Annotated in this window: 16 protein-coding genes; 12 read left to right on the forward strand and 4 right to left on the reverse strand. The window is 75.2% G+C overall.

Annotated features, from left to right (window positions below; genetic code table 11):
- The 8 genes from MNZ29_RS18855 to prfB form a co-directional block, all read left to right on the forward strand.
- The coding region (locus tag MNZ29_RS18855; protein ID WP_242356309.1) for a lipopolysaccharide assembly protein LapB at nt 1-1,504 on the forward strand (1,504 nt) is incomplete at its 5' end.
- 11 nt (nt 1,505-1,515) lie between these two features.
- Nucleotides 1,516-2,712 carry a DUF4388 domain-containing protein gene (locus tag MNZ29_RS18860; protein ID WP_242356310.1) on the forward strand — a complete coding sequence of 399 codons (1,197 nt, stop codon included), beginning with the start codon at nt 1,516-1,518 and terminating at the stop codon, nt 2,710-2,712.
- 89 nt (nt 2,713-2,801) lie between these two features.
- Nucleotides 2,802-3,878 carry a PhoH family protein gene (locus tag MNZ29_RS18865; protein ID WP_242336960.1) on the forward strand — a complete coding sequence of 359 codons (1,077 nt, stop codon included), beginning with the start codon at nt 2,802-2,804 and terminating at the stop codon, nt 3,876-3,878.
- A gap of 99 nt (nt 3,879-3,977) precedes the next feature.
- On the forward strand, nt 3,978-6,323 hold the full coding sequence (locus MNZ29_RS18870; RefSeq protein ID WP_242336963.1) for an HD family phosphohydrolase: 2,346 nt from the start codon (nt 3,978-3,980) through the stop codon (nt 6,321-6,323).
- Nucleotides 6,320-6,904 carry an rRNA maturation RNase YbeY gene (ybeY, locus tag MNZ29_RS18875; protein ID WP_242336966.1) on the forward strand — a complete coding sequence of 195 codons (585 nt, stop codon included), beginning with the start codon at nt 6,320-6,322 and terminating at the stop codon, nt 6,902-6,904. Before MNZ29_RS18870 ends, ybeY begins: the two co-directional genes overlap by 4 nt.
- Nucleotides 6,805-7,182: a hypothetical protein gene (locus MNZ29_RS18880; RefSeq protein WP_242356311.1), complete on the forward strand. Its 378-nt coding sequence runs from the start codon at nt 6,805-6,807 to the stop codon at nt 7,180-7,182. Before ybeY ends, MNZ29_RS18880 begins: the two co-directional genes overlap by 100 nt.
- 60 nt (nt 7,183-7,242) lie before the next feature.
- Complete coding sequence (gene lnt, locus MNZ29_RS18885) at nt 7,243-9,000, forward strand: apolipoprotein N-acyltransferase (RefSeq protein ID WP_242336973.1); 1,758 nt, start codon at nt 7,243-7,245, stop codon at nt 8,998-9,000.
- Nucleotides 9,001-9,020: 20 nt separating this feature from the next.
- Nucleotides 9,021-10,140, forward strand: a protein-coding gene (gene prfB, locus MNZ29_RS18890) for a peptide chain release factor 2 (RefSeq protein ID WP_242336976.1) whose coding sequence is annotated in 2 segments (ribosomal slippage) — nt 9,021-9,089 and nt 9,091-10,140 — 1,119 coding nt in all. Because the reading frame shifts where the segments join, the coding sequence is not laid out codon by codon here.
- 93 nt (nt 10,141-10,233) lie between these two features.
- Here prfB and MNZ29_RS25045 read toward each other — a convergent pair.
- Both MNZ29_RS25045 and MNZ29_RS18900 read right to left on the reverse strand, forming a co-directional pair.
- The gene (locus tag MNZ29_RS25045) at nt 10,234-11,124 is read right to left on the reverse strand and encodes a PilZ domain-containing protein (protein WP_242336979.1); all 891 of its coding nucleotides are present in this window, start codon (nt 11,122-11,124) and stop codon (nt 10,234-10,236) included.
- Nucleotides 11,121-12,233, reverse strand: coding sequence for a type IV pilus twitching motility protein PilT (locus MNZ29_RS18900; protein WP_242336982.1), 1,113 nt, complete (start codon nt 12,231-12,233; stop codon nt 11,121-11,123). Before MNZ29_RS18900 ends, MNZ29_RS25045 begins: the two co-directional genes overlap by 4 nt.
- A gap of 215 nt (nt 12,234-12,448) precedes the next feature.
- Here MNZ29_RS18900 and MNZ29_RS25050 point away from each other — a divergent pair, with 215 nt between their 5' ends.
- The 3 genes from MNZ29_RS25050 to MNZ29_RS18915 all read left to right on the forward strand — a co-directional run bounded on the left by MNZ29_RS25050 (nt 12,449) and on the right by MNZ29_RS18915 (nt 17,142).
- Nucleotides 12,449-13,522: a glycosyltransferase family 4 protein gene (locus tag MNZ29_RS25050; RefSeq protein WP_242336985.1), complete on the forward strand. Its 1,074-nt coding sequence runs from the start codon at nt 12,449-12,451 to the stop codon at nt 13,520-13,522.
- Nucleotides 13,501-15,756, forward strand: coding sequence for a glycogen debranching N-terminal domain-containing protein (locus MNZ29_RS18910; protein ID WP_242336988.1), 2,256 nt, complete (start codon nt 13,501-13,503; stop codon nt 15,754-15,756). Before MNZ29_RS25050 ends, MNZ29_RS18910 begins: the two co-directional genes overlap by 22 nt.
- A 480-nt stretch (nt 15,757-16,236) precedes the next feature.
- Entirely contained in the window at nt 16,237-17,142 is a 906-nt protein-coding gene (locus MNZ29_RS18915; RefSeq protein ID WP_242336991.1) for a MoxR family ATPase, read from the forward strand.
- 145 nt (nt 17,143-17,287) lie between these two features.
- Here MNZ29_RS18915 and MNZ29_RS18920 read toward each other — a convergent pair whose 3' ends face one another.
- On the reverse strand, nt 17,288-18,031 hold the full coding sequence (locus tag MNZ29_RS18920) for a metallophosphoesterase (protein WP_242336993.1): 744 nt from the start codon (nt 18,029-18,031) through the stop codon (nt 17,288-17,290).
- A 40-nt stretch (nt 18,032-18,071) separates the two neighbouring features.
- Nucleotides 18,072-18,632, reverse strand: a complete 561-nt coding sequence (locus tag MNZ29_RS18925; protein ID WP_242336996.1) for a hypothetical protein — start codon at nt 18,630-18,632, stop codon at nt 18,072-18,074.
- A gap of 220 nt (nt 18,633-18,852) precedes the next feature.
- On the opposite strand from MNZ29_RS18925, the gene MNZ29_RS18930 reads away from it, so the two are divergent.
- Nucleotides 18,853-20,697, forward strand: a 1,845-nt coding sequence (locus MNZ29_RS18930; RefSeq protein WP_242356312.1) for a response regulator, incomplete at its 3' end; no start/stop codon positions are given.

Here is a 20,697-nt window from a genome sequence, read left to right on the forward strand (position 1 = left end):
CGCCGAGGCGCCGGGCCGGGCCGCGCCCGTCGCGGGCGCGCTGCGCGACACCGCGGTCGCCGCCGCCCGCGATCCGCAGACGCGGCGCGCGTTCCTGGCCGACGTCCTCGCGGCGGCGCTCGCGGCGGCGATCACGAGCGCCGTCGCGGTGCTCGTCCTCCTGCTGGCGCGACGCCTCCCCCTGCTCGTCCACGACTTCCATCACCTCCCGCTCGTGCGCGGGACCGCGCGCGTCCAGGCCGGCTTCCTCGCGATCGTCCTGCTCCTGGCGCCGCTCGCGTTCGGGCTCGGGCCCCTCGTCGCGCTCGCGGTGCTGGCGCTCGCCGCCTGGCCCTACCTCGCGCGCGCGGAGCGCGCCGTGGCGACCGCGGCGCTCGCGGCCCTGCTCGCGGTGCCGTGGGCCTCCGGGGCGGCGGCGCGCGCGACCGCCTGGACCGGCACGCTCGCGGAGCGGGTCCAGGCGGTGGAGCACGGGGCGGCCTCCGACGAGGACGCCGCCGCGCTCGAGGCGGCCGCCGGCGAGCCCGCCCCGGCGGTGGTCCACGCCGCCCTGGGGAGGTTCGCGAAGCGGCGCGGCGACCTCGCCGGTGCGCTCCGGCACTACCGCGCGGCGGCCGCCGCCGACGAGCGCGCTCCGGAGCTCTCGGTGAACCTCGGCAACGCGCTGTTCCTCGCGGGCGATCTCGAGGGCGCGCGGGCCGCGTACCTCGCCGCGTCGGACCGCGCGGCGGGCGACCCGCTCGTGCAGGGCGCCGCGAGCTACGGGCTCTCGAAGCTCTACCTGCGCACCGCGGAGATGGACCGCAGCGCGGCCGCCCGCGAGAAGGCGGAGGCGCAGGCCGGCGCGTTCCTGCGGGCGCGCGGCTCGGACGACGACTTCTCGGCGAACCGCTGGCTCGTCGATCTGCCCATCCCGGAGGGCCGCCTCGCGGCGCTCGCGAACGCCGACGGGGCCGCGGGGCGCGTGCGCGCGTGGGCGGAGGCGCGGCTCGCCGGGACGCTCCCGCGCGCGGCGCTCCCCTGGGCGGGGGTCGGGTTCCTCGCGGCGCTGTGGCTCCTCTCGGCGCTCGCCCCGCGCCTCGGCCCCTCGCGCGCGTGCGAGGGCTGCGGCGGGGCCGCGTGCCGCCGCTGCGGGCCTGCGTCGGACGTCCGCTGCGGCCAGTGCGTGAACGCCTTCGAGCGGCGCGGCCTCGTCGACGCCCGCGACCGGCTCCGCAAGGAGGCGCAGATCCGGCGCCACGCCCGCCTCTCCGCGCTCTCGGCCCGCATCCTCGCGCTCGTGGGCGGCGGCGCGGGCCCGCTCTGGAGCGGCGCGCCGGTGCGCGGGGCGCTGCTCCTCCTCGCGCTCCTGTTCCTCGGGTTCGTGGTCTGGTTCTGGCGCGGCGTCCTGCCCCCGCCCGAGGCGACGCCCTGGGTGCTCGCGGGCAAGCTCGCCGTCGCGGCGCCGCTCGCGCTCCTCGCGTGGGGGCTCGCGGTGCGCGACGCGTTCCGCCGCACGCGCTGAGGGAGACGGCGATGGCGCTCACCGGGACCCTCAAGGACTTCGGCATCGCGGAGATCCTCCAGCTCATCGGCCAGCAGGCCAAGACGGGCGTGCTCCACCTTCGCGGGAGCGGCGACGAGATCCGCATCGCCCTCGCCGACGGCTGCGTCGTCCACGCCGAGTCGGCGGGCCGCAAGTCGCGCGAGCGCCTCGGGACCCTGCTCGTCCGCGCCGGGCTCGTGAGCCCGGACGGCCTCCAGCACGCGCTCGAGGTCCAGAAGCGCAGCCTGCGCCGGCTCGGCGACGTCCTCGTCGAGGAGGGGCTCGTCTCGACGGCGGCGCTGAAGGAGATGACGGCGCTGCAGACCACCGAGACGGTCTACCGGCTCTTCCACTGGAAGAGCGGGACGTACGCGTTCGAGCCGGGCGAGGTGGAGTGGGACCGCGCGACCGTCACGCCGCTCCGCGCCGAGTCGGTCCTGATGGAGGGGTTCCGCCAGGTCGACGAGTGGCCGATGATCCGCAAGCGGATCACCTCCACCGCGATGACGTTCGAGCGGCTCCGGCCGCTCGGCGCCGAGCGCGGGGCCGGCGCGGGCTCCGCGCCCGCCGGCGGCGACGACGTGGACGCGGCGTTCGACGCGTTCGGCGAGGAGCCCGTCGAGCGGAAGGGCGAGTTCGCGAGCCTGGGCCCGAACGAGCGGCGCGTCCACGCGCTCGCCGAGCCGGGGCGGCCCGTCGAGGAGATCGTCGACCTCTCGCGCCTGGGCGAGTTCGAGACGTGCAAGGCGCTCCTCGCCCTCGTGAACCTCGGCTACCTGGCGCCGATCGCCCCGGCGCGCCGGACCTCCGCCGTGGGCGTGTACGGGCGGGAAGGGTGGGGCAGCCGCCTGCGCCGCGCCGCGGTCCGCGTGGTCGCGACGGTGGCCCTCGCCGCGGCGCTCGCCGGGATCGCGACCTGGGTCGACGCGCGCGGCCTCGCCGCGCAGGCGAGCGCCGAGGTGGCGGACGACGCCGGCCGGCGGTTCCTCGCGCGCGCCCAGGCGTCCCGGCTGCGGAGCGCGCTCGAGATCTACCGCGTGGAGCGCGGCGAGTACCCGCCGTCCCTCTCCGCCCTCGTGGAGGCGGACCTCGCCTCCGCGCGCGATCTTCGCCACCCGTGGCCGGTCGAGTGGTACTACCGCCGGACGGCCGAGGGCCGCTTCGTGCTCCTGCCCCCCGTGGAGTAGCCGCCTCCTCCGCGTGCCGGCCGGGGCCGCGGCGGTTATCGTGCGATCGAGGACCGCGACGTACAAACGCGCGGCCCCGGAGGAGACGCTTGGTTCAGACCGCGGCGGAACCGCTGAAGACGGCACGGCTCGACTTCCCGGACAACGACAAGGTTCGCGCGCTCTGCGGCGCGCACAGCGAGCACCTGAAGCTCATCGAGCGCCGCCTCGGCGTGCAGCTCGGCCTGCGCGGCGGACAGATCGTGGTGGCGGCGCCGGAGGAGGCGCGCGTGAAGGTGGCCGAGGGGCTCGTGCGCGAGCTGTACGGGCTCGTCGAGGACGGCTATCCCCTCTACCTCGAGGACGTCGACCAGGCCACGAAGCTCGCCGGCCAGGGCGTGCCGCTCAAGGAGGTCTTCGGCGACACCGTCTTCGTCTCCTCGCGCCACCGGATCATCACGCCGAAGGGGCTCGCGCAGAAGCGCTACATCCAGGCGATCCGCGATCACGACATCGTGTTCGGCATCGGCCCCGCCGGCACCGGCAAGACCTACCTCGCCATGGCGATGGCGGTGTCGTTCCTCGTGGAGCGCAAGGTGAAGCGCATCGTGCTCACGCGGCCGGCGGTGGAGGCGGGCGAGAAGCTCGGCTTCCTGCCCGGAGACATCGCGGAGAAGGTGAACCCGTACCTGCGCCCGCTCCACGACGCCCTGTTCGACATGGTGGACTACGAGAAGGCGACGGCCTTCATGGAGCGCGGGACGGTCGAGGTCGCGCCGCTCGCGTTCATGCGCGGCCGCACCCTCAACGACGCATTCATCATCCTCGACGAGGCGCAGAACACGACCGAGGAGCAGATGAAGATGTTCCTCACGCGCCTCGGCTACGGCTCGAAGGCGGTCGTCACCGGCGACGTCACGCAGGTGGACCTGCCGTCCGGGCGCGGCTCGGGGCTCATCGAGGTCCAGAAGGTGCTGCGCGGCGTGGAGGGCGTCGGCTTCTGCCAGTTCAGCGAGGTGGACGTGGTCCGCCACCCGCTCGTGCAGGAGGTGGTCCGCGCCTACGACGTGTTCGAGGCGGAGCGGCGCGCGCGCGCCGAGGCGGCGAAGGCGGAGCGGGAGCGGCCCACCGCGCCGGCCCAGGCGCAGCCGGCCGGGAACGCCGACCGGACGGGCGCCGGCGAGTAGGACCCCGGGCGGGGGAAGCCTACCGGGGGCCTGGAAGGTTCCATCGGGGACACCGGACCCGGTTGCCAGGGGGCTCCCCCGGTGCGAGGCTGCGCGCCTGTGCCCGAACCGACCGAAGTCTCCACGACCCAGCCGCCCGTGCAGGCTGCCGCCGGGCCGCTCGCCGAGCGGCGCGTCGACTGGCTCGGGCGCATCATGCGCCTCGGGCTCGTCCTCCTCATCGCGACTGCCGCAGGGCTCCTGCTCGCGCCGTTCGCCGCGCACCGGCTCCCGGGCCCCGACGCGCTGGGCTCCCCGGCGCCGGTCACCATCAAGGCGGATCGGGACTACGACATCGTGGACGCGGAGGCGACCGCGCGCCGCCGCGCCGAGGCCGCCGCCGCCGAGCGGACGGTCTACGACCACGACTCCGGCGCCGCCGACGAGGCGGTCGCCCGCATCCACGCCGCGTTCGAGCTCATGCGGGGCGAGGAGGCCGCCCTCCGCGACACGCCCGCCGCCCGCGACGCCCGCGAGCTGGAGCGGCGCTACGCCGCCCAGCGCGACGCGTTCGTCTCGCGGCTCCAGGTGCTCGTCCGCGACGAGGACGTGGCGGCCCTCACGCAGGCCCGGTTCTCCGAGGCGGTCGAGCACGATCTGGCGGCGCTCGCGCAGAAGGGGCTCGAGGGGCTCGTCGTCGAGGACGCGAAGCTCCTCCCCGCGGGGCGGGACCCGGCCTTCGCGCTGCGCACCTTCGGCGACGGCGCGCTGCGCGGAGAGCGCACGCTCTCCGACGTCTCCCTGGTCCGCACCGTGGAGAAGGCGCGCGAGGAGGTCGCGCGGACCGCGGCGGCGCGGCTCCAGCACGAGCCGCCTGCCCTGCGCGCCGCCATCGCGCGGCTCTCGACGGCCATGGTCCGGCCGACCCTCGTCCACAACCAGGCCGAGACGGAGCGGCGGAAGTCGGAGGCCGCCGCCCGCGTGAAGCCGGTCGTCATCCCGGTGAAGCGGGGCGAGAAGATCATCGGCGACGGGGAGCGGATCGAGGCGCGGCACCTCGTCGTGCTCGACGGGATGCGCGCGCAGCGCCAGGACGAGGACATCACGCACGTCCGCCTGGGCGGCGGCGCGCTCGTCGGCCTCCTCGTCGTCCTGCTCTGGGGCTACGCGCGCCGGAACTTCCCGGGCTTCCGCCCCGCGCGCCGCGACGCGATCCTCATGGCGGGTCTCCTCCTCGGGACCCTGGCGCTGGGGTTCCTCGGCTTCACCGTCGCGGACGCGCTCCACGAGCGGTTCCCGCTCCTGCCGCGGCCGTCGCTGCACTACCTCGTGCCGTTCGCGGCGGGCGCCATGATCGTGCGGCAGGTGCTCGCCGCGGAGACCGCGCTCCTCTTCTCGCTCGCGGCGGGGCTCTCGGCGGGGCTCCTCGCCGGGCAGTCGATGTCGTTCGCCGTCTACGCGACGCTCACCTCGCTCGCGGCCGCGGGGCTCGTGCCGGGGAGCCGCGACCGGGCGGGCCTGTTCCGCGCGGGCCTCGCCGTGGGCGTCGTCGGCGTCGCCGTGACCGTCGCGATCGGCCTCCACGGGGGGAAGGGCGCGGCGGAGATCCTGGTCGCCGCCGGCGCCGCCCTGGCCGGCGGGGCGCTGCTCTTGCCCGTCGCCGTGGTGGGGATCCTGCCCGCCGTCGAGGGGCTCTTCGGCTACGTCACCGACGTGAAGCTCCTCGAGCTCGCGAACCTGAACCACCCCGCGCTGAAGGAGCTCATCGTCCAGGCGCCGGGGACGTACCACCACGCGATCCTGATGGGCTCGATGGTGGAGGCGGCGGCGCAGGCCATCGGCGCGAACCCCCTGCTCGCCAAGGTGTGCGCCTACTACCACGACCTCGGGAAGATCCGGAACCCGGTCTACTTCGCCGAGAACCAGCGCGGCGAGAACCGCCACGACGCCCTCGCGCCCAGCATGAGCGCGCTCATCATCAAGCGGCACGTGACGGACGGCCTCGAGCTCGCGCGCCAGTGGCGGCTCCCCAAGGTGGTCGCGGACGCGATCCCGCAGCACCAGGGGACGCGGCTCGTCGGCTACTTCTGGGCGCGCGCGCTGAAGATGGCCGCCGAGGGGCGGGGGGCCCCGCCGGACGAGGCGCTCTTCCGCTACGCGGGGCCGAAGCCGCAGAGCCGCGAGGCGGCGCTCGTCATGATCGCCGACTCCTGCGAGGCCTCGTCGCGCGCGCTGCCCGAGCCCACCGAGGCGGCGCTGCGGGCGCTCGTGTCGAAGCGGGTGAACGAGATCTTCAGCGAGGGCCAGCTCGACGAGTGCGAGCTCACCCTCCGCGACCTCAACGCGATCGCGGGCGCGATGGTGAGCGCCCTCGAGGCCATCTACCACACGCGGCCGGCGTACCCGGCGCGCTCCGGCGAGGAGCCGAGCACGCCGCCCGCCATCCAGGTCGTCTCCCGCCCGTGACCGTCCGGCTCGCCACCGAGCACCCGCGCGGGCGCGCCGCCGCGCGCCGCCTGCGCGCCCGCGCCGCCGCCTACCTCGCCGCCGTCGGGCGCGGCGAGGCGGAGCTCTCCGTCCTCCTCGTCACGGACCGGCGCATCCGGATCCTCAACCGGGAGTGGCGCGGCAAGGACGCGGCCACCGACGTGCTGTCGTTCCCGCAGAGCGAGCCGCCGGGGAATGGGCCGCTCCTGGGCGACGTGGTAATCTCGCTCGACACCGCCGCCCGGAGGGCGCGCCAGGAGCGGCGGGCGGTCGGCGCGGAGCTCGACCGTTACCTCGCACACGGGCTCCTCCACCTGCTCGGTTACGACCACGAGCGGCCCGCCGACGCGAGGCGCATGGCGCGCAAGGAGGCGGAGCTCGCGCGCGCCGAGGGGCTCGTCGGCGCGGCGCTCCGGGAGGGCGGCCGGCCCACGCGCGGCGCCCCGGAGACCGAGACTTCATGGACCCGTTCGCCGACATCGACCTCGACTCAGAGTCGGTCTGGCTCGACGGCGCGTGGTACACGCGCGAGGACCTCGCGCACCGCATCAAGGAGATGATCGAGGCCGGTGACTTCCGCGTCTCGCGGCCGAGCCAGGCGCTCGAGCGGCTGGAGGCGGCCCTCGCCCAGGCGCGCATCGTCACCGTCCGCATGCCGGCCGATCTCGCGGACGCGGTGGGCACGACCGCCACGCGGCTCGGTCGCCCGGTCGGTCACCTCGTGCGCGAGGCGGTCGCCTACTACCTCGCCGCCGCGGCCGCCTACGTCGCCGGGCAGGACGCGCCCGCCGCCGCACCCGAGGACGAGCCCGCGGAGGCGAGCGGGCGGCGTCGCTAGGCCACGAGTTGCGCCGCGCCGCCCGGCGCGGCAAGAACAACCTCGATCGCACGGATCCCGATGAAGCGCGCTCTCCCGTACCTCGCCGCGGTGGCCTCCGGCGCCGCCCTGGCGCTCGCCTTGCCGCTCGTCGTGCCGTTCCTCTCCATCCGGCAGGTGGATCCCGCGGGCTGGCTCGAGCCCGTGGCGTGGTTCGCGCTCGTGCCCGCGCTGCTCGCGCTCCGGGGGGCGCCCTCGGCGCGCGCCGCGGCCCTCCGCGGCCTCGTGGCCGGCCTCGGCTACTTCTACGTCGCCATCTACTGGGTCTCGAACGCCATGACCGAGTTCGGGGGGCTCTCCCTCGGGCTTTCGTTCGTCGCGCTCACGCTGCTCGTGCTCTACATGGCCGCCCACTGGGCGGCGGCGTTCGCCGTCGCCTGGACGATCCGGGCGCGGCTCGGCTGGCCGCTCCACCTGCACCTCCCGCTCGTGTGGGCCGCGTTCGAGCTGTCGCGGAACTACCTGTTCTCCGGCTTCCCGTGGGCGAACGTCGGCTACACGCAGGTGCGGACCCTGCCCGTGGCCCAGCTCGCCGCGCTGGCCGGCGTCTACGCCCTCGCGGCGGTGGTGGTGCTCGTGAACGCGGTGATCGCCGAGGCGATCGCCGCGCGCCGCGAGGGGCGGCCCCTGCCGCGCCGGGCGGTGGTCGCGACGGCGGCCCTGCTCGCCCTGGTCGTGGCGCACGGCGAGCTCAGGCTGCGCCACGTGCGGGCGCGGATGGCCGAGGCGCCGAAGCTCACCGTCGGGATCGTCCAGCCGAACGTGAACCAGTCGGTGAAGAACCGGGCGCGCGACAACTTCGACTACATCCTCGACCGCCTCGTCCCCCTCACCGTCGAGGCGGACCGCCGCGGCGCGGATCTCGTCGCCTGGCCGGAGTCGGCGTACCCGATGTACCTCTCGCCCGGGGTGCGCTCGCTCGCGCTGCCCGGCTACGAGCTGCCGGTCCTGTCGCACGCGCACCTGCTCCTGGGCGCCGCGACCATCGAGCGGCTGCGCGGGGAGGGCGGCGAGCGCGTCTCGCGCGTGGGCAACGTGAACCTGCTCCTCACGCCGCGGCTCGAGGTCCTCGGCGGCTACCAGAAGCACCACCTGGTGCCCTTCGGCGAGTACGTCCCGCTCCAGGAGTGGCTGCCGTTCCTGAAGCAGGTCGTGCCGAGCTTCGCGCCTTCCGCGCCGGGAGCGGAGCTCGCGGTCCTCGCGTTCCCCGCGCCGGGCGGGCAGGCGGTGCCCGACCCCGCGCCGGAGGGGCGCAGCGCCGGCGCCGCGCTGGGCCTCGTCGCGCCCGCGCGCGCGGCGGAGCCGGCCGCGCCGGGCGACTCGGTGCGCCTCGCCCCCATGATCTGCTTCGACGCCATCTTCCCCGAGATCAACGTCGCCTTCGCGCGCCAGCCGCTCGAGCCGGAGCTGCTCGTGAACTCCACGAACGACGCCTGGTACGGCTACTCGTCGGGGCCGTACCAGTTCCTCGACATCGTGCGGATGCGGGCGATCGAGGCGGGCAAGGCCGTCGTGCGGCCCGCCTACGCCGGCGTCTCGGCGGTGCTCCTCCCCACCGGCGAGCTCGCGCCGGGCGCGCTGGAGATCGGGCCCGTCGATCTCGATCGCGCCCCCCATCCCGACGAGCCCGCGCGCCTCCTCCTCGCCGAGGTCCCGCGCTTGCGCGGGCGCACCCCCTACACTACAGTCGGCGACCTCTTCGCCTACGCGAGCGCGCTCTTCACCGTGGCGGCGCTCGCGGCCGCGCTCCGCGCCGGCCGTCGCCCCGCGCGGACGTAGCGAGACGCCCGAGGACACCCATGGCCGGACCGACGAACGAACGCATCGCGGAGCTCACCCGTCGCCTGGAGGCGCTCCGGGGGTCGCTTTGACGTCGACCGCAAGCAGCGGCGGGTCGAGGAGATCTCCAAGCTCTCCGAGGACGGCGCGTTCTGGTCGGACGCCGCCAAGGCGCAGGCGCTCCTCAAGGAGAAGGCCCAGCTCGAGGCGGTGACGGGGGGCTATGGCCGCGTGCGCCGCGGGCTCGACGACGCGGAGGCGCTCGCCGAGCTCGCCGAGGAGGCGCGCGACGAGGCCACCCGCGCCGAGGCGGCGCAGCACTGCGAGGTCGTGGCGAAGGACCTCGAGGCCCTCGAGTTCCAGCGGATGCTCTCCGGGGAGCACGACCGCGCCGGCGCGATCGTCGAGGTGAAGAGCGGCGCGGGCGGCGTCGAGGCCATGGACTGGGCCGCGATGCTGTACCGGATGTACATGCGCTACTGCGAGCGTCGAGGCTGGGCGGTCGAGCCCGCCGACCTCGTGGCGGGCGAGGAGGCCGGCATCTCGCAGGCCTCCTTCATCGCGCGCGGCGACTTCGCCTACGGCTTCATGAAGGCGGAGCGCGGCGTGCACCGGCTCGTCCGGATCAGCCCCTTCGACCAGGCCGCGCGCCGGCAGACGAGCTTCGCGGCGGTGGACGTGACGCCGGAGATCGACGACGACATCGTCGTCGACATCAAGGAGGCGGACGTCCGGGTGGACACCTACCGCTCCTCGGGCGCGGGCGGGCAGAAGGTGAACAAGACCGACTCGGCGGTCCGCCTCACGCACATCCCGACCGGGCTCGTCGTCGCGGTCCAGAACGAGCGCTCGCAGCAGAAGAACCGCAACGTCGCCTGGAAGATCCTGCGCGCGAAGCTCTACGACCTCGAGGAGAAGAAGCGCGCCGAGGCCCGCGACGTCGTCGAGGCGGCCAAGAAGGACATCGACTTCGGCTCGCAGATCCGCAGCTACGTCCTGCAGCCGTACCGGATGGTGAAGGATCTCCGGACCGGCGTGGAGACGGGCAAGGTGGACGACGTGCTGGACGGCGACCTCGACGGCTTCATCCAGCCCTACCTGCTGGGCGTGAGGCGCACGGATCGTCCGGTGGACGACTAGGTCAGGGCGCCGCGGCGGCCGTCCTCGCCCGTCGCGCCGGCGGGTTCGCGCCGCGGGATCCGAGAGCTCCCGGTGCGGCCCCGGGCGGCGCGGCTACTGCGGGGAATAGACGATCGGCTGGCGCGCCAGCACGAAGCGGTCGATCGCGTCGACCGCCCAGCCCGGCAGGTTGAAGAGCTTCACGCCGCAGCCGGTCGGCTGGCGGCCGATGGTCGCGCTCTTCTCGCGGACGAACGCGACCTCGCCCTCGAGGTCGATCCGGCGCCCGTCGGCGAGGCCGAGCCTCACCTGGAGCCGCGTGCCGGTGGGGGGCGGCATGGCCGTGGCGATGAAGACGCCGCCCGAGTCCACCCGCCGCGTCGGCCCGACGTAGAAGTTGTGCTCCGAGACGAGGCTCACCGTCACCTCGACGCGGGTCGGGACGGGGCGCGAGCGCGGCTCGTCCACGAGCTCCTCGTCGATGAGCGCCATCAGATCGACGGGGCTCGTGCGCGGGCGTGGCGCCGCGAGGGGCCCCGCCGCGTCGGCGAGGGAGTGCGTGGGCGCTGGCGCCGGCGCCGGGCGCTGGGCGGGCGAGGGGGACGACACGGCGCCGGGCGGGACCGCGCCGATGGTCCGCTCCACCACGACGAGCGGGCGGGAGAGCACCTCCGCGCGGGCCAGCGCGCGCTCGGCGCCCGCCACCGCGGCGAGCGGCTCGACCACCTCCCGCGAGGGCGCCACCATCACGACGCGCACCCCGACCTTGGCGGTGTTCGCCGCGGTGGAGAGCGCGGGCCCCCAGCTCCCGTCGGGCGCGGCGGGCAGGAGCAGCACGAGCACGTGCGGCGCGACCGCGCGCACGATCGCCTCCAGCTCGGCGGGGCCGGGCATGCAGTGGATCGCGTAGCCCGCCCGCTCGAGGTGCAGGTGGAGCGCGATCGAGACGTCCGCGTCCGAGCCGACCACGAGGACGCGCGACGCCGCTGGTGCGGCGAGGGTCACGCGGTGCGGCCCCCCGTCTCCATCAGGATCCGCCGCTCCAGGTCGGCGCGGTTCGTGGCGTTCGCGAGCGCGCTGTCGAGCGAGATGTGCTTCGACTCGTGGAGCCGGTACAGGTACTGGTCGAAGCTGTTCATCCCGAGATCCGAGCCGGCGGTCTCCATGTAGCTCTTGAGCTCGGTGATCTTGGAGCGGTCGCGGATGAGCTCGCGGACCGTGCTCGTCGCGAGCAGCGCCTCCACCGCGGGGATGAGGCCCGCCGCGTCGGCGCGCATGAGGAGCCGCAGCGCCACCACCGCCTGGAGGTTGTCGGCGAGCCGGGCGCGCACCGTGTCCTGCTCCTCGGCCGGGAACAGCCCGACGAGCCGGTTCACCGCGCGGGGGACGTCGGGGGTGTGGAGGGAGGTGATGACGAGGTGGCCGGTCTCGGCGGCCTTCAGGCAGATGTCGGCCGCCTCGCGGTCGCGCAGCTCGCCCACCATGATGATGTCGGGGTCCTGCCGGAGCGCGGCGCGCAGCGCGTCGGTGTAGCTCGCGGTGTCCGAGCCGACCTCGCGCTGGATGACGAGCCCCTTCCCGCCGGGGAAGATGAACTCGATGGGATCCTCCACCGTCACGACGTGGAGCCGCTCCTGCTGGATGATGAAGTTGATGAGCGCGGCGATCGTGGTGGACTTCCCGTTCCCGGTCGCGCCGGTGACGCAGACGAGCCCGCGCCGCGCCTCCGCGATCGTGCGGACCACGGGCGGCAGGTTCAGCGTCTCGAAGTCGGGGATCTGGAACGGGATGGTGCGCATCACCGCGCCCCAGCTCCCGCGCTGCTTGAAGATCGAGGCGCGGAAGCGGGAGACGCCGGGCAGGGAGTAGCTGCGGTCCACCTCGCGGAAGTCGAGGGGCGTGAACCCCGAGCCGGGCGCCCCCAGGACGAAGTTCGCGATCGCCTCCGTGTCGGCGTGCGTGAGGGGCGGATACTTCGCGGCGAGCAGCTCGCCGAACACGCGGTACGTCGGCGGGTAGCCGACCTCGAAGTGGACGTCGCTCGCCTGCCGCTTCACCGCGAGCTGCAGGAACGAATGGAACATCTCCTCGCTGAGCGGACCCTGGCCATCCATGGCGGGCGAGTCTACCCGCGCCCCGGGCGAGCGGCCAATCGCGTGCTCGCGGAAGAGCGCGCCGGAGATGTCGTCGGCGCGCCTACCATTGGGCGCCCGCGCGCACCCGGGAAGCGCGCCGGGCGGCCGTGGCTCGCGCGGGGGAGCGGGCCCGCGCCCGGCGTGCGCCGCCCCGGTGCGTGGCCCCGGCGCCGGGCGCGGCCTACCGTGTGGAGGTGCGCATCGCGATCGTCTCGACCCCCTTCGTCCCCGTTCCTCCCCCGGCGTACGGCGGGACGGAGCTCGTCGTCCACGCGCTCTACCGCGCCCTCGCCCGCGCAGGCCACGACGTCACCGTCTTCGCGACGGGCGACTCGACCGCCCGCGGCGTGCGCGCCTTCTTCGAGCGCGCCGTGTGGCCGCCCGATCCCTACTCCGAGATCCTCCACTGCCGCTTCGCCGCGCAGGAGATCGCCGCGGGCGGCTACGACGTGGTGCACGCGAACGTCCCCGCCATGCTCGCCTTCGCCGACGAGCTGCGCCCGCCGATGGTCTACACCCTGCACCACGCGCTCGAGCCCACCCTGGCGCGCTTCTACGAGCGCGTCGAGGGCGTACGCCTGGTCGCCATCTCGGAGCGGCAGGCGGAGCTCGCGCGGCCCGCGCCGCACGACGTCGTCCACCACGGGCTCGATCCGGAGCTGTACCCCGTCGCCGGCACGGGCGGGGGCGGAGCGTTCTTCCTCGGGCGGCTCTCCTGGTGCAAGGCGCCGGAGGTCGCGATCGAGGCTGCGGCGCGGGCCGGCGTCCCCATCACCGTGGCCGGCGCCATCCACGGCGACGCCGCGCCGGAGGGCTGGCGAGAGCGCGTGCTCGCGCCCGCGCTCCGGCGGCCACACGTGAGCTGGGTGCGCGAGGCCGATCTCGCCGCCAAGCGCCGCCTCTTCGCGACCTCGCGCGCCTTGCTCGTCCCGCTGCGCTGGGACGAGCCGTTCGGGCTCGTGATGATCGAGGCCGCGCTCGCGGGGTGCCCCGTCATCGCGTCGCCCAGCGGCGCGGCGCCGGAGATCGTCGAGGACGGCGAGACCGGCTTCCTGGTCCGCTCGGAGCGCGAGATGGCGGCCGCGCTGCGGCGGGTCGGCGCGCTCGACCGCCGGGCCATCCAGGCCCGGGCGCGGCACCGCTTCGGGGCCGATCGGATGGCGGCCGGGTACCTCGCCGTGTATCGCGCCGCGATCGCCGAGCGCATGCGCCTGCGGCTCGGCGGGGCGCCCGCGGCGGAGGACGGATGGACGACGCTCGCGCAGTGAGCCTCGCGCGACCGGAGGACCTGCTCGGCTACTCGGACCCCTCGACGCAGCCCGAGGCGACGGGGGTCGACAAGCTCGTCCTGAAGCGCGGCAACCTCTTCCTGGTGGCCAACCGGCTCGGGGACGTGGCGCCGGCGGGCGCCCGCGACCTCGGGCTCTTCCTCACCGACACGCGCCACCTCTCCTCGTGGAAGCTCTCGGTGAAGGGCGGGCCGCCCCTCTGCCTGTCGTCCCAGGTGTCGCCCGAGTACGTCGCCCAGATCGACTTCACCGTCACGAGCCTGCACGAGGGGGATCTCCTCGGGCGCGAGCCGCTGAACTACGTCCACCTGCGGCGCGACCAGATCATCGACGACGTCTTCCTCGAGCGCATCGTCCTCACGAACTTCCTCGACCGCCCCATCGCCTTCTGGATCGAGATGTGCTGGGCTGCGGACTTCGCGGACGTCTTCGAGATCCGCGGCGCCCAGCGCGCGGCGCGCGGCACCTACGAGGTCCCGCGCGTGGAGAAGGACCGCGCGATCCTGCGCTACGACGGGCGCGACGGGCGCGGGTACGCGACGGAGATCCGGCTGGAGGGGCTGCGGGCGGACGGCCCCGCGCGCCTCTCGCGCATGGGGGGCCGGGGCGCGCGGGTGGATCTCCACCTCGAGCCGGCCGGCAAGGTCGAGCTGTCGTTCGTCGTCGCGGCGGGGATCGAGCGCGGTCCGGCGGCCGGCCGGAGGGGGCGCGACGAGGACCGCGAGGTGCCCCGCGGCCCGTCCGCGTCGTTCGACGCGCGCGCCCGCGCGACCCGCGACGCCTACGACTCGTGGGAGCGCGGCGCGACGCACTTCCGCTCGTCGAACGATCTCTTCGACCTCGCGCTCCACAACGCCGTCGCCGACCTGAAGGCGCTGCGCGTCTACCACTTCGGCGAGCCGGTCATCTCGGCGGGGATCCCCTGGTACACCTGCCCGTTCGGCCGGGACGCGCTCATCACGGGCTACGAGGCGATGCTCGCCGCGCCCGAGGTGGCGCGCGACGCGCTCCGCTTCCTCGCGCGCCTGCAGGGCACGATCGACGATCCCGAGCGCGACGAGGAGCCGGGGAAGATCCCCCACGAGATCCGCTTCGGCGAGATGGCGGCGGCGGGCGAGGTGCCGCACTCGCCGTACTACGGCTCGGCGGACGCGACCCCGCTCTTCCTCGTGGTGCTCGACGAGTACGACCGCTGGACGGGGGATCGGGCCACCGTCGAGGCGCTCCTCCCGGCCGCCGAGCGCGCGCTCGGGTGGCTCGACCGCGCCGCCGATCCGGCGCGCGGCGGCCTCGTGGAGTACGCGCGCCGCACGCCGAAGGGCCTGCGCAACCAGGGCTGGAAGGACAGCCACGACGGCGTACCGTTCGCGGACGGCCGCCCCGCCGAGCCGCCCATCGCGCTCGTGGAGGTGCAGGGCTACGCCGTGGACGCGCGCCGCCGGATGGCCGGGCTCTACCGGCGCCTCGGCCGCGACGCGGACGCGGAGCGGCTCCTGGCGATCGCGAACGCGCACGCGGACGCGATCGAGGCGCGCTTCTGGATGGAACGGGCGGGCACCTACGCGATCGCGCTCGACCGCGAAGGACGCCAGGTGGACGCGGTCACCTCGAACCCCGGCCACCTGCTCTTCTCCGGCGCGGCGGCGCCGGACCGCGCGCGGCGCGTCGTCGCCTCGCTGCTCGACGAGCGCATGTGGAGCGGGTGGGGGATCCGCACGCTCGGCGCGGGGCAGCCGGCGTACAACCCGCTGAGCTACCACAACGGCACCGTCTGGCCGCACGACAACGCGCTCTGCGCGATGGGCATGAGCGCCTACGGCGAGGTGGAGCGCGCCGGGGAGGTGCTCACCGGGCTCTGGCAGGCGGCGCAGCACTTCCGCCTGCTCCGGTTCCCGGAGCTGTTCTGCGGGCTCGGCCGCGACGGCGGCCGCTTCCCGGTCCACTACCCGGTCGCCTGCTCGCCGCAGGCCTGGTCGTCGGCCGCGTGGTTCCTCCTCGTCCGCGCGGTGCTGGGGCTCTTTCCGGACGCGCACGCCCAGACGCTCCACGTCCGGTTCCCGTGGCTGCCGCCCTGGCTCGACGAGCTCACGCTCGAGGGCGTGCGCGTGGGCGCCGCGCGCGCGACGCTGCGCTTCCTCCGCGGGCCCAAGTCCGCCTACGCGGAGGTGGTGGACGTGGAGGGCGGACCGCTGCGGGTGCGCATCGAGGTGTGAGCCTTCACCCGCGCGCACGAAAAGCGAGAGGCCGCGGGTGTGCCCCGCGGCCTCTCCAGCTTTTTGGCGCGTGGGCGCCCGACTAGGATTCTCCGCCAGACGCCTCACTCGAGACGAACGGCGGGGGCAGGAGTCGAGCGTCCGACCACGCATCGACGAGGACGTGAGACGGGAGGTGGGCCCTGCAGTTCGAGCGTTTGGGCTGGAGCTTCTTCATGGCAGGGTCCTCGGTCGGCCTCCGGCGGGACTCGAGTGCGTACCTGTTCAATCGGCGTGCCGTAGGGCCTCCAAGGCGAATCACTCCTGGAATCAAAGACTTGTGGAAAACCCGCGCGGGCCGCGGCTGTAATTCTGACGGTTCCCGGCAACGCCAGGGTGTAGCGAACCCCGGTAACATGACCGGTCGGATGCTCGATCGTGCCCGCGCCCGCCCTATAAGGAATGGCGCCGTGGAGCGCGTGAGCCGCGCTGCGAGGAGCCATGTTCGCGACCATCGAAGAAGCCGCCGAGAAGCTCGCGGGCGCCGGCTACCTGCCTTCGCGCGAGATCGCGACCGCCGTATTCCTGGCCGACCGGCTCGAGAAGCCCATCCTCGTCGAGGGGCCGGCCGGCGTGGGCAAGACGGCGCTCGCCCGGGCGTTCGCGCAGGCGTCGGGCCGCTCCCTCATCCGGCTCCAGTGCTACGAGGGGCTCGACGAGTCGAAGGCGCTCTACGAGTGGGAGTACGCGAAGCAGCTCCTGTTCACGCAGCTCCTCCGCGAGCGGATCGGGGAGGCGATGTCAGGCGCGGAGTCGCTCGCCGAGGCGGCGGATCGCATCGCGGGGGAGGGCAACGTCTTCTTCAGCGAGCGGTTCCTGCTGCCGCGGCCGGTGCTGCGGGCCATCACGAGCGAGGAGCCGGCGCTCCTGCTCGTGGACGAGATCGACAAGGCGGATCCCGAGCTCGAGGCGTTCCTGCTCGAGGTGCTCTCGGAGTGGACCGTGACCGTGCCGGAGATCGGCACCGTCCGTGCGCGCCAGGTGCCCCGCGTGGTGCTCACGTCCAACGCGGCGCGCGACCTCTCCGACGCCCTCAAGCGCCGCTGCCTCCACCTGCACATCGACTTCCCCTCGCGCGAGCGGGAGCTCGCCATCGTCCGCGCCAAGGTGCCGGAGGCCACGGAGGCGCTCGCGCGCGCCGTGGTGTCGGCGGTGGGGAAGCTCCGTACGCTCGACCTCAAGAAGCCGCCCTCGATCGCGGAGACGCTCGACTGGATCCGCGCGCTCGCCGTGCTGAACGCGACGGAGCTCGACGCGACGCTGCTCGACGAGACCCTGAACCTCGTCCTCAAGTACGAGGCCGATCTCGCCCGCGCGCGCGAGCGGCGCGGGGAGTGGCTGATCTAACGGGGGCTGCGCCCCCGCCCCACCGACGGCTGACCGCCGTCGGCCGGGGCCCCACCCCTGCTCGCCGGGTCCCGTGCGCCGCCGCGTGGCGGCTTCGCCGCGAACGCGCCGGCGCCCCGGCGGGCTCGCTTCGCTCGCGTGTCGCTCAAGCCCCGGCGGCGGATCCCCCGCCCTGCATGCGCGAGGGCACCTGGACGATCTCCTCTCCCGGCAGGACGAGCGCGGTGAGGCGACCGCCGTAGACGCAGCCGGTGTCGAGGCCGAGGCACCTCACGCCGGCCTCGCTCAGGTCGCGCGTCGGCTCGGCGAGGCTCTGCGGGTGGTGGCCGTAGACGACGCGCTCGGGCCCCGTCCAGGCCTCCGCCCAGCGCCGCACCCCGGGCTCGCCCGCGTCGCCGCGCACGCGCCCCACCGGACGGCCCGCGGCGTCGACGTAGCGCAGCCGGACCATCCAGTCGGGCGGCTGCGCCGCGATGGGCATCCCCGGCAGGAACCCGGCGTGCACCGCCACCCAGCCGTCGCCGAGCGCGATGGTCCGCGGCAGCGCGGCCAGCCAGGCGAGGTCGTCCTTCGCGAGCGCCGCGTGCTGGGCGGCCCGGCGCGGATCGAAGCGCACCGGGTTCTGGTGGCGGTGGTCCGAGCGCCGGCGCGCCTCGTGCGCCGCGAAGCGGAGGTGCTTCTCCTCGTGGTTGCCGAGGACCGACTCGGCCCGCAGCTCCCGCGCCCGCCGGAGGACGCCCACCGGGTCGGGGCCTCGATCCAGCAGGTCGCCGAGCAGGACGAGCCGGTCCCGTCCGCGCGCGAAGCCGGCGGCCCGGAGCAGGTCGTCGAGCTCGGCGAGGCATCCGTGGACGTCGCCCACGACGAGGGTGCGGCGCGGCGCGGCCATCTCGGGGCGAGTGTAACGCCCGCCCGCCTGGGCGGCGCGATCACCGAGCCGCCGAGGCGGGTTCGTCCCAGTAGCCGGCGTAGGCCGCGATCGCCGCCGCGTCGAACGCGCCACCTGGCCGCCGATCCACGATCCGCCACTCGCCTCCCGCGCGGGCGACGAGGTACTCGCTCACGGTCCGGAGGAGCCTGCGGGCGTCGGCGGCGGGGTCGAGGTAACGCTCCTCGACCGTCACGACGGCGGTCGCGCGAGGGCCGCGGCGGACGGCGAGGAGCTGGAAGGAGTCGAGCACGTGGGCCCGCGCGGCGTCGCGCCAGAACGCCAGTGGGTGGGGCTCGCCCGCCGCGTCCTTGCGCTCGAGCTCGGCCCTCGTACGGGGTGCGATGAGGCGTGTCGCCGCTGAGTACTCCCCGGCGCGAGCCGGCACGGCGGCGCCCGCGCGGAGCGGCCCGCGGGGTCCGGCGAGGCGTACCTCGTCCAGGTAGTGCAGGACGACGCGCGCGGGGCCGCGCAGGAGGTTCTCTCTCGGGGCGGCCCCCGAGGGCGCGAGCGCGGGCGAGGTGGTGAGCGCGAGCGCGACGAGGAGGGCCGATGTGGTCATGGGTCGTCCCGCCCTGGCGTCCCAGGGCGCCCGGACACGTTCGGTCGCCGGGTGCGCCCCCGCAATCCGCGCGCGGGGCGCCCGCGCGCAGACGCCCCGCGAGACCCTCCTCGGTCGGCGCTCGCCCGTTCGGCGCGGCGGGAGGCGATGGCTAGATTGGCGGACGACACCGGCCTATGCTCGGTGACCGCGCGGGAGTCCTCTCGCGACCTGCCCACACATGGAACAGAAGCGCGTCCTCATCGTCGAGCCGGACAACGCCTTCGCGCTCTCGCTCGCCTCGCTCTACCGGCAAGACGGCTGCGGCACGCGGATCGTCGCGAGCGCCGGCGAGGCCGAGCTCGAGATCGCCACCCGCCGTCCCGACCTCGTCGTGGCCCGCGCGGAGCTGCCCGACCTCTCCGGGTTCTCGCTCTGCGCGCGGCTCCGGCACGATCGCACGACCGCCGGCCTGCCCGTCCTCCTCTACTCGTCGGACACCCCCCCGGAGGCGCTCGCGCAGCACGCCCGCACGCCGTGGGCGGCGAACGGCTACCTCGCGATGCCGCTCGACACGGACGCGCTGCGCAAGCTCTCCGCGCGCATCCTCGCCGCGGCCGCCCCGGTGGAGAGCGCGGACGACGCAGTCATCGAGCTCGATGACGGCGACGTGGAGCTCCCCGGCGAGCCGCCGGGCGAGGTCGCCTCCGAGGCGGAGGCCGGGGCCGCCGCGGCGAGCGGCGAGGAGGTCGCCGAGGAGCCCAGCCAGGAGCCCGCGCCCGACCCGGACGCGCCGCCGCCGATGCCCCGCCGCGCCCAGCGGAGCGGCCTCACCGACGAGGACCGGTCGTTCGTCGAGCGCGTGTTCCAGTCCGTGGGGGAGCGGCACGCGCTCGCCGCGGAGGCGGACCGCCGCCCCCCGCAGCGGCGCGAGCTCAGGGAGACTCCCGAGGGGCGCACGCAGCTCCTCCGCGAGGATCTCAAGTGGCGGGAGGCGCAGATCGCCCGGCTCGCCGAGGCGTGGGAAGCGCGCGAGCGCGAGCTTTCGGTGTTCGACGAGCGGCTCCACGACAAGGACGTGGAGCTGCAGGCGCTCCGGGACGAGGTCGAGGATCTCTCGCGCCGGCTCGGCGAGGCGCGCGAGCTCTTCGTCCAGAAGGAGCGCGAGTACGGCGCGTCGATCGACGGGCTGCTCCTCGAGAAGTTCGGGCAGGAGAAGGAGCTCATCGAGGTGGTCGCCGCGAACGAGCGGCGCATCCACGAGCTCGAGCGGGAGGTGGGCGCCGCGGGCGAGGAGCTGCAGGAGCGCGACGCGGCGCTCTCGCGGGCGCGCGCGGAGATCGAGGAGCTCGGCCGCGACGCGCGGGCCGAGCAGCACCGGACCGAGGCCCGGGAGCGCGAGCTGCAGGAGGAGATCTCCCGCCGGACCGACGAGCTCTCCGCCGCCGAGGAGGCGCTCGGCGAGGCGCGCGAGGCGTCGGAGGTCGCGGCCCGGGAGGCGGCGGCGCAGCTCGACGAGGCCGCCGCCCGGAGGCGGGCGCTCGAGGCGGAGCTCGAGCGGACGCGCACCGAGCGCGACGCCGAGGCGCGCTCGCGCGAAGCGGCGCGGGAGGAGAACGAGGCCCGCGTCCGCGCGGTCGAGGTGGAGCGCGAGAAGCAGCGCGCGGACGACGAGAACCGCCGCGCCGCGCTCGAGGTGCGCATCCGCGAGCTCGAGGCCGCCCTCGCCGAGGGGGAGCGCGCGCGCGAGGAGGCGGCGGTCGCCGCCCGCGAGGCGCAGGCCGCGCTCGAGGGGCGCGTGGCGGAGGGCGAGGCGGCCCTCCGCGAGCGCGACGGGCGGCTCAGGCTGCTCGACGACGAGTACCGCCAGTTCCGCGACGCGGCGCGCGGGCGCGAGGAGGAGCTCGGCCGCGAGGCGGAGGAGCGGCTCCAGCGGCTCGGCGAGGTCGAGGGCGCGCTCGAGGCGCTCGCGCAGGCGTCGGCGGAGCGCGAGGGGGAGCTGCGCGCCGAGCTGGAGGGGGCGCAGGCGGCGCTGGAGGAGACGCGCGCGGCGGCGGAGCGCGCGGCGCGCGAGGCGGCCGAGGCC

Source organism: Anaeromyxobacter sp. SG64 (assembly GCF_022690745.1).
In the GTDB taxonomy this organism is placed as follows: Bacteria; Myxococcota; Myxococcia; order Myxococcales; family Anaeromyxobacteraceae; genus Anaeromyxobacter; species Anaeromyxobacter soli.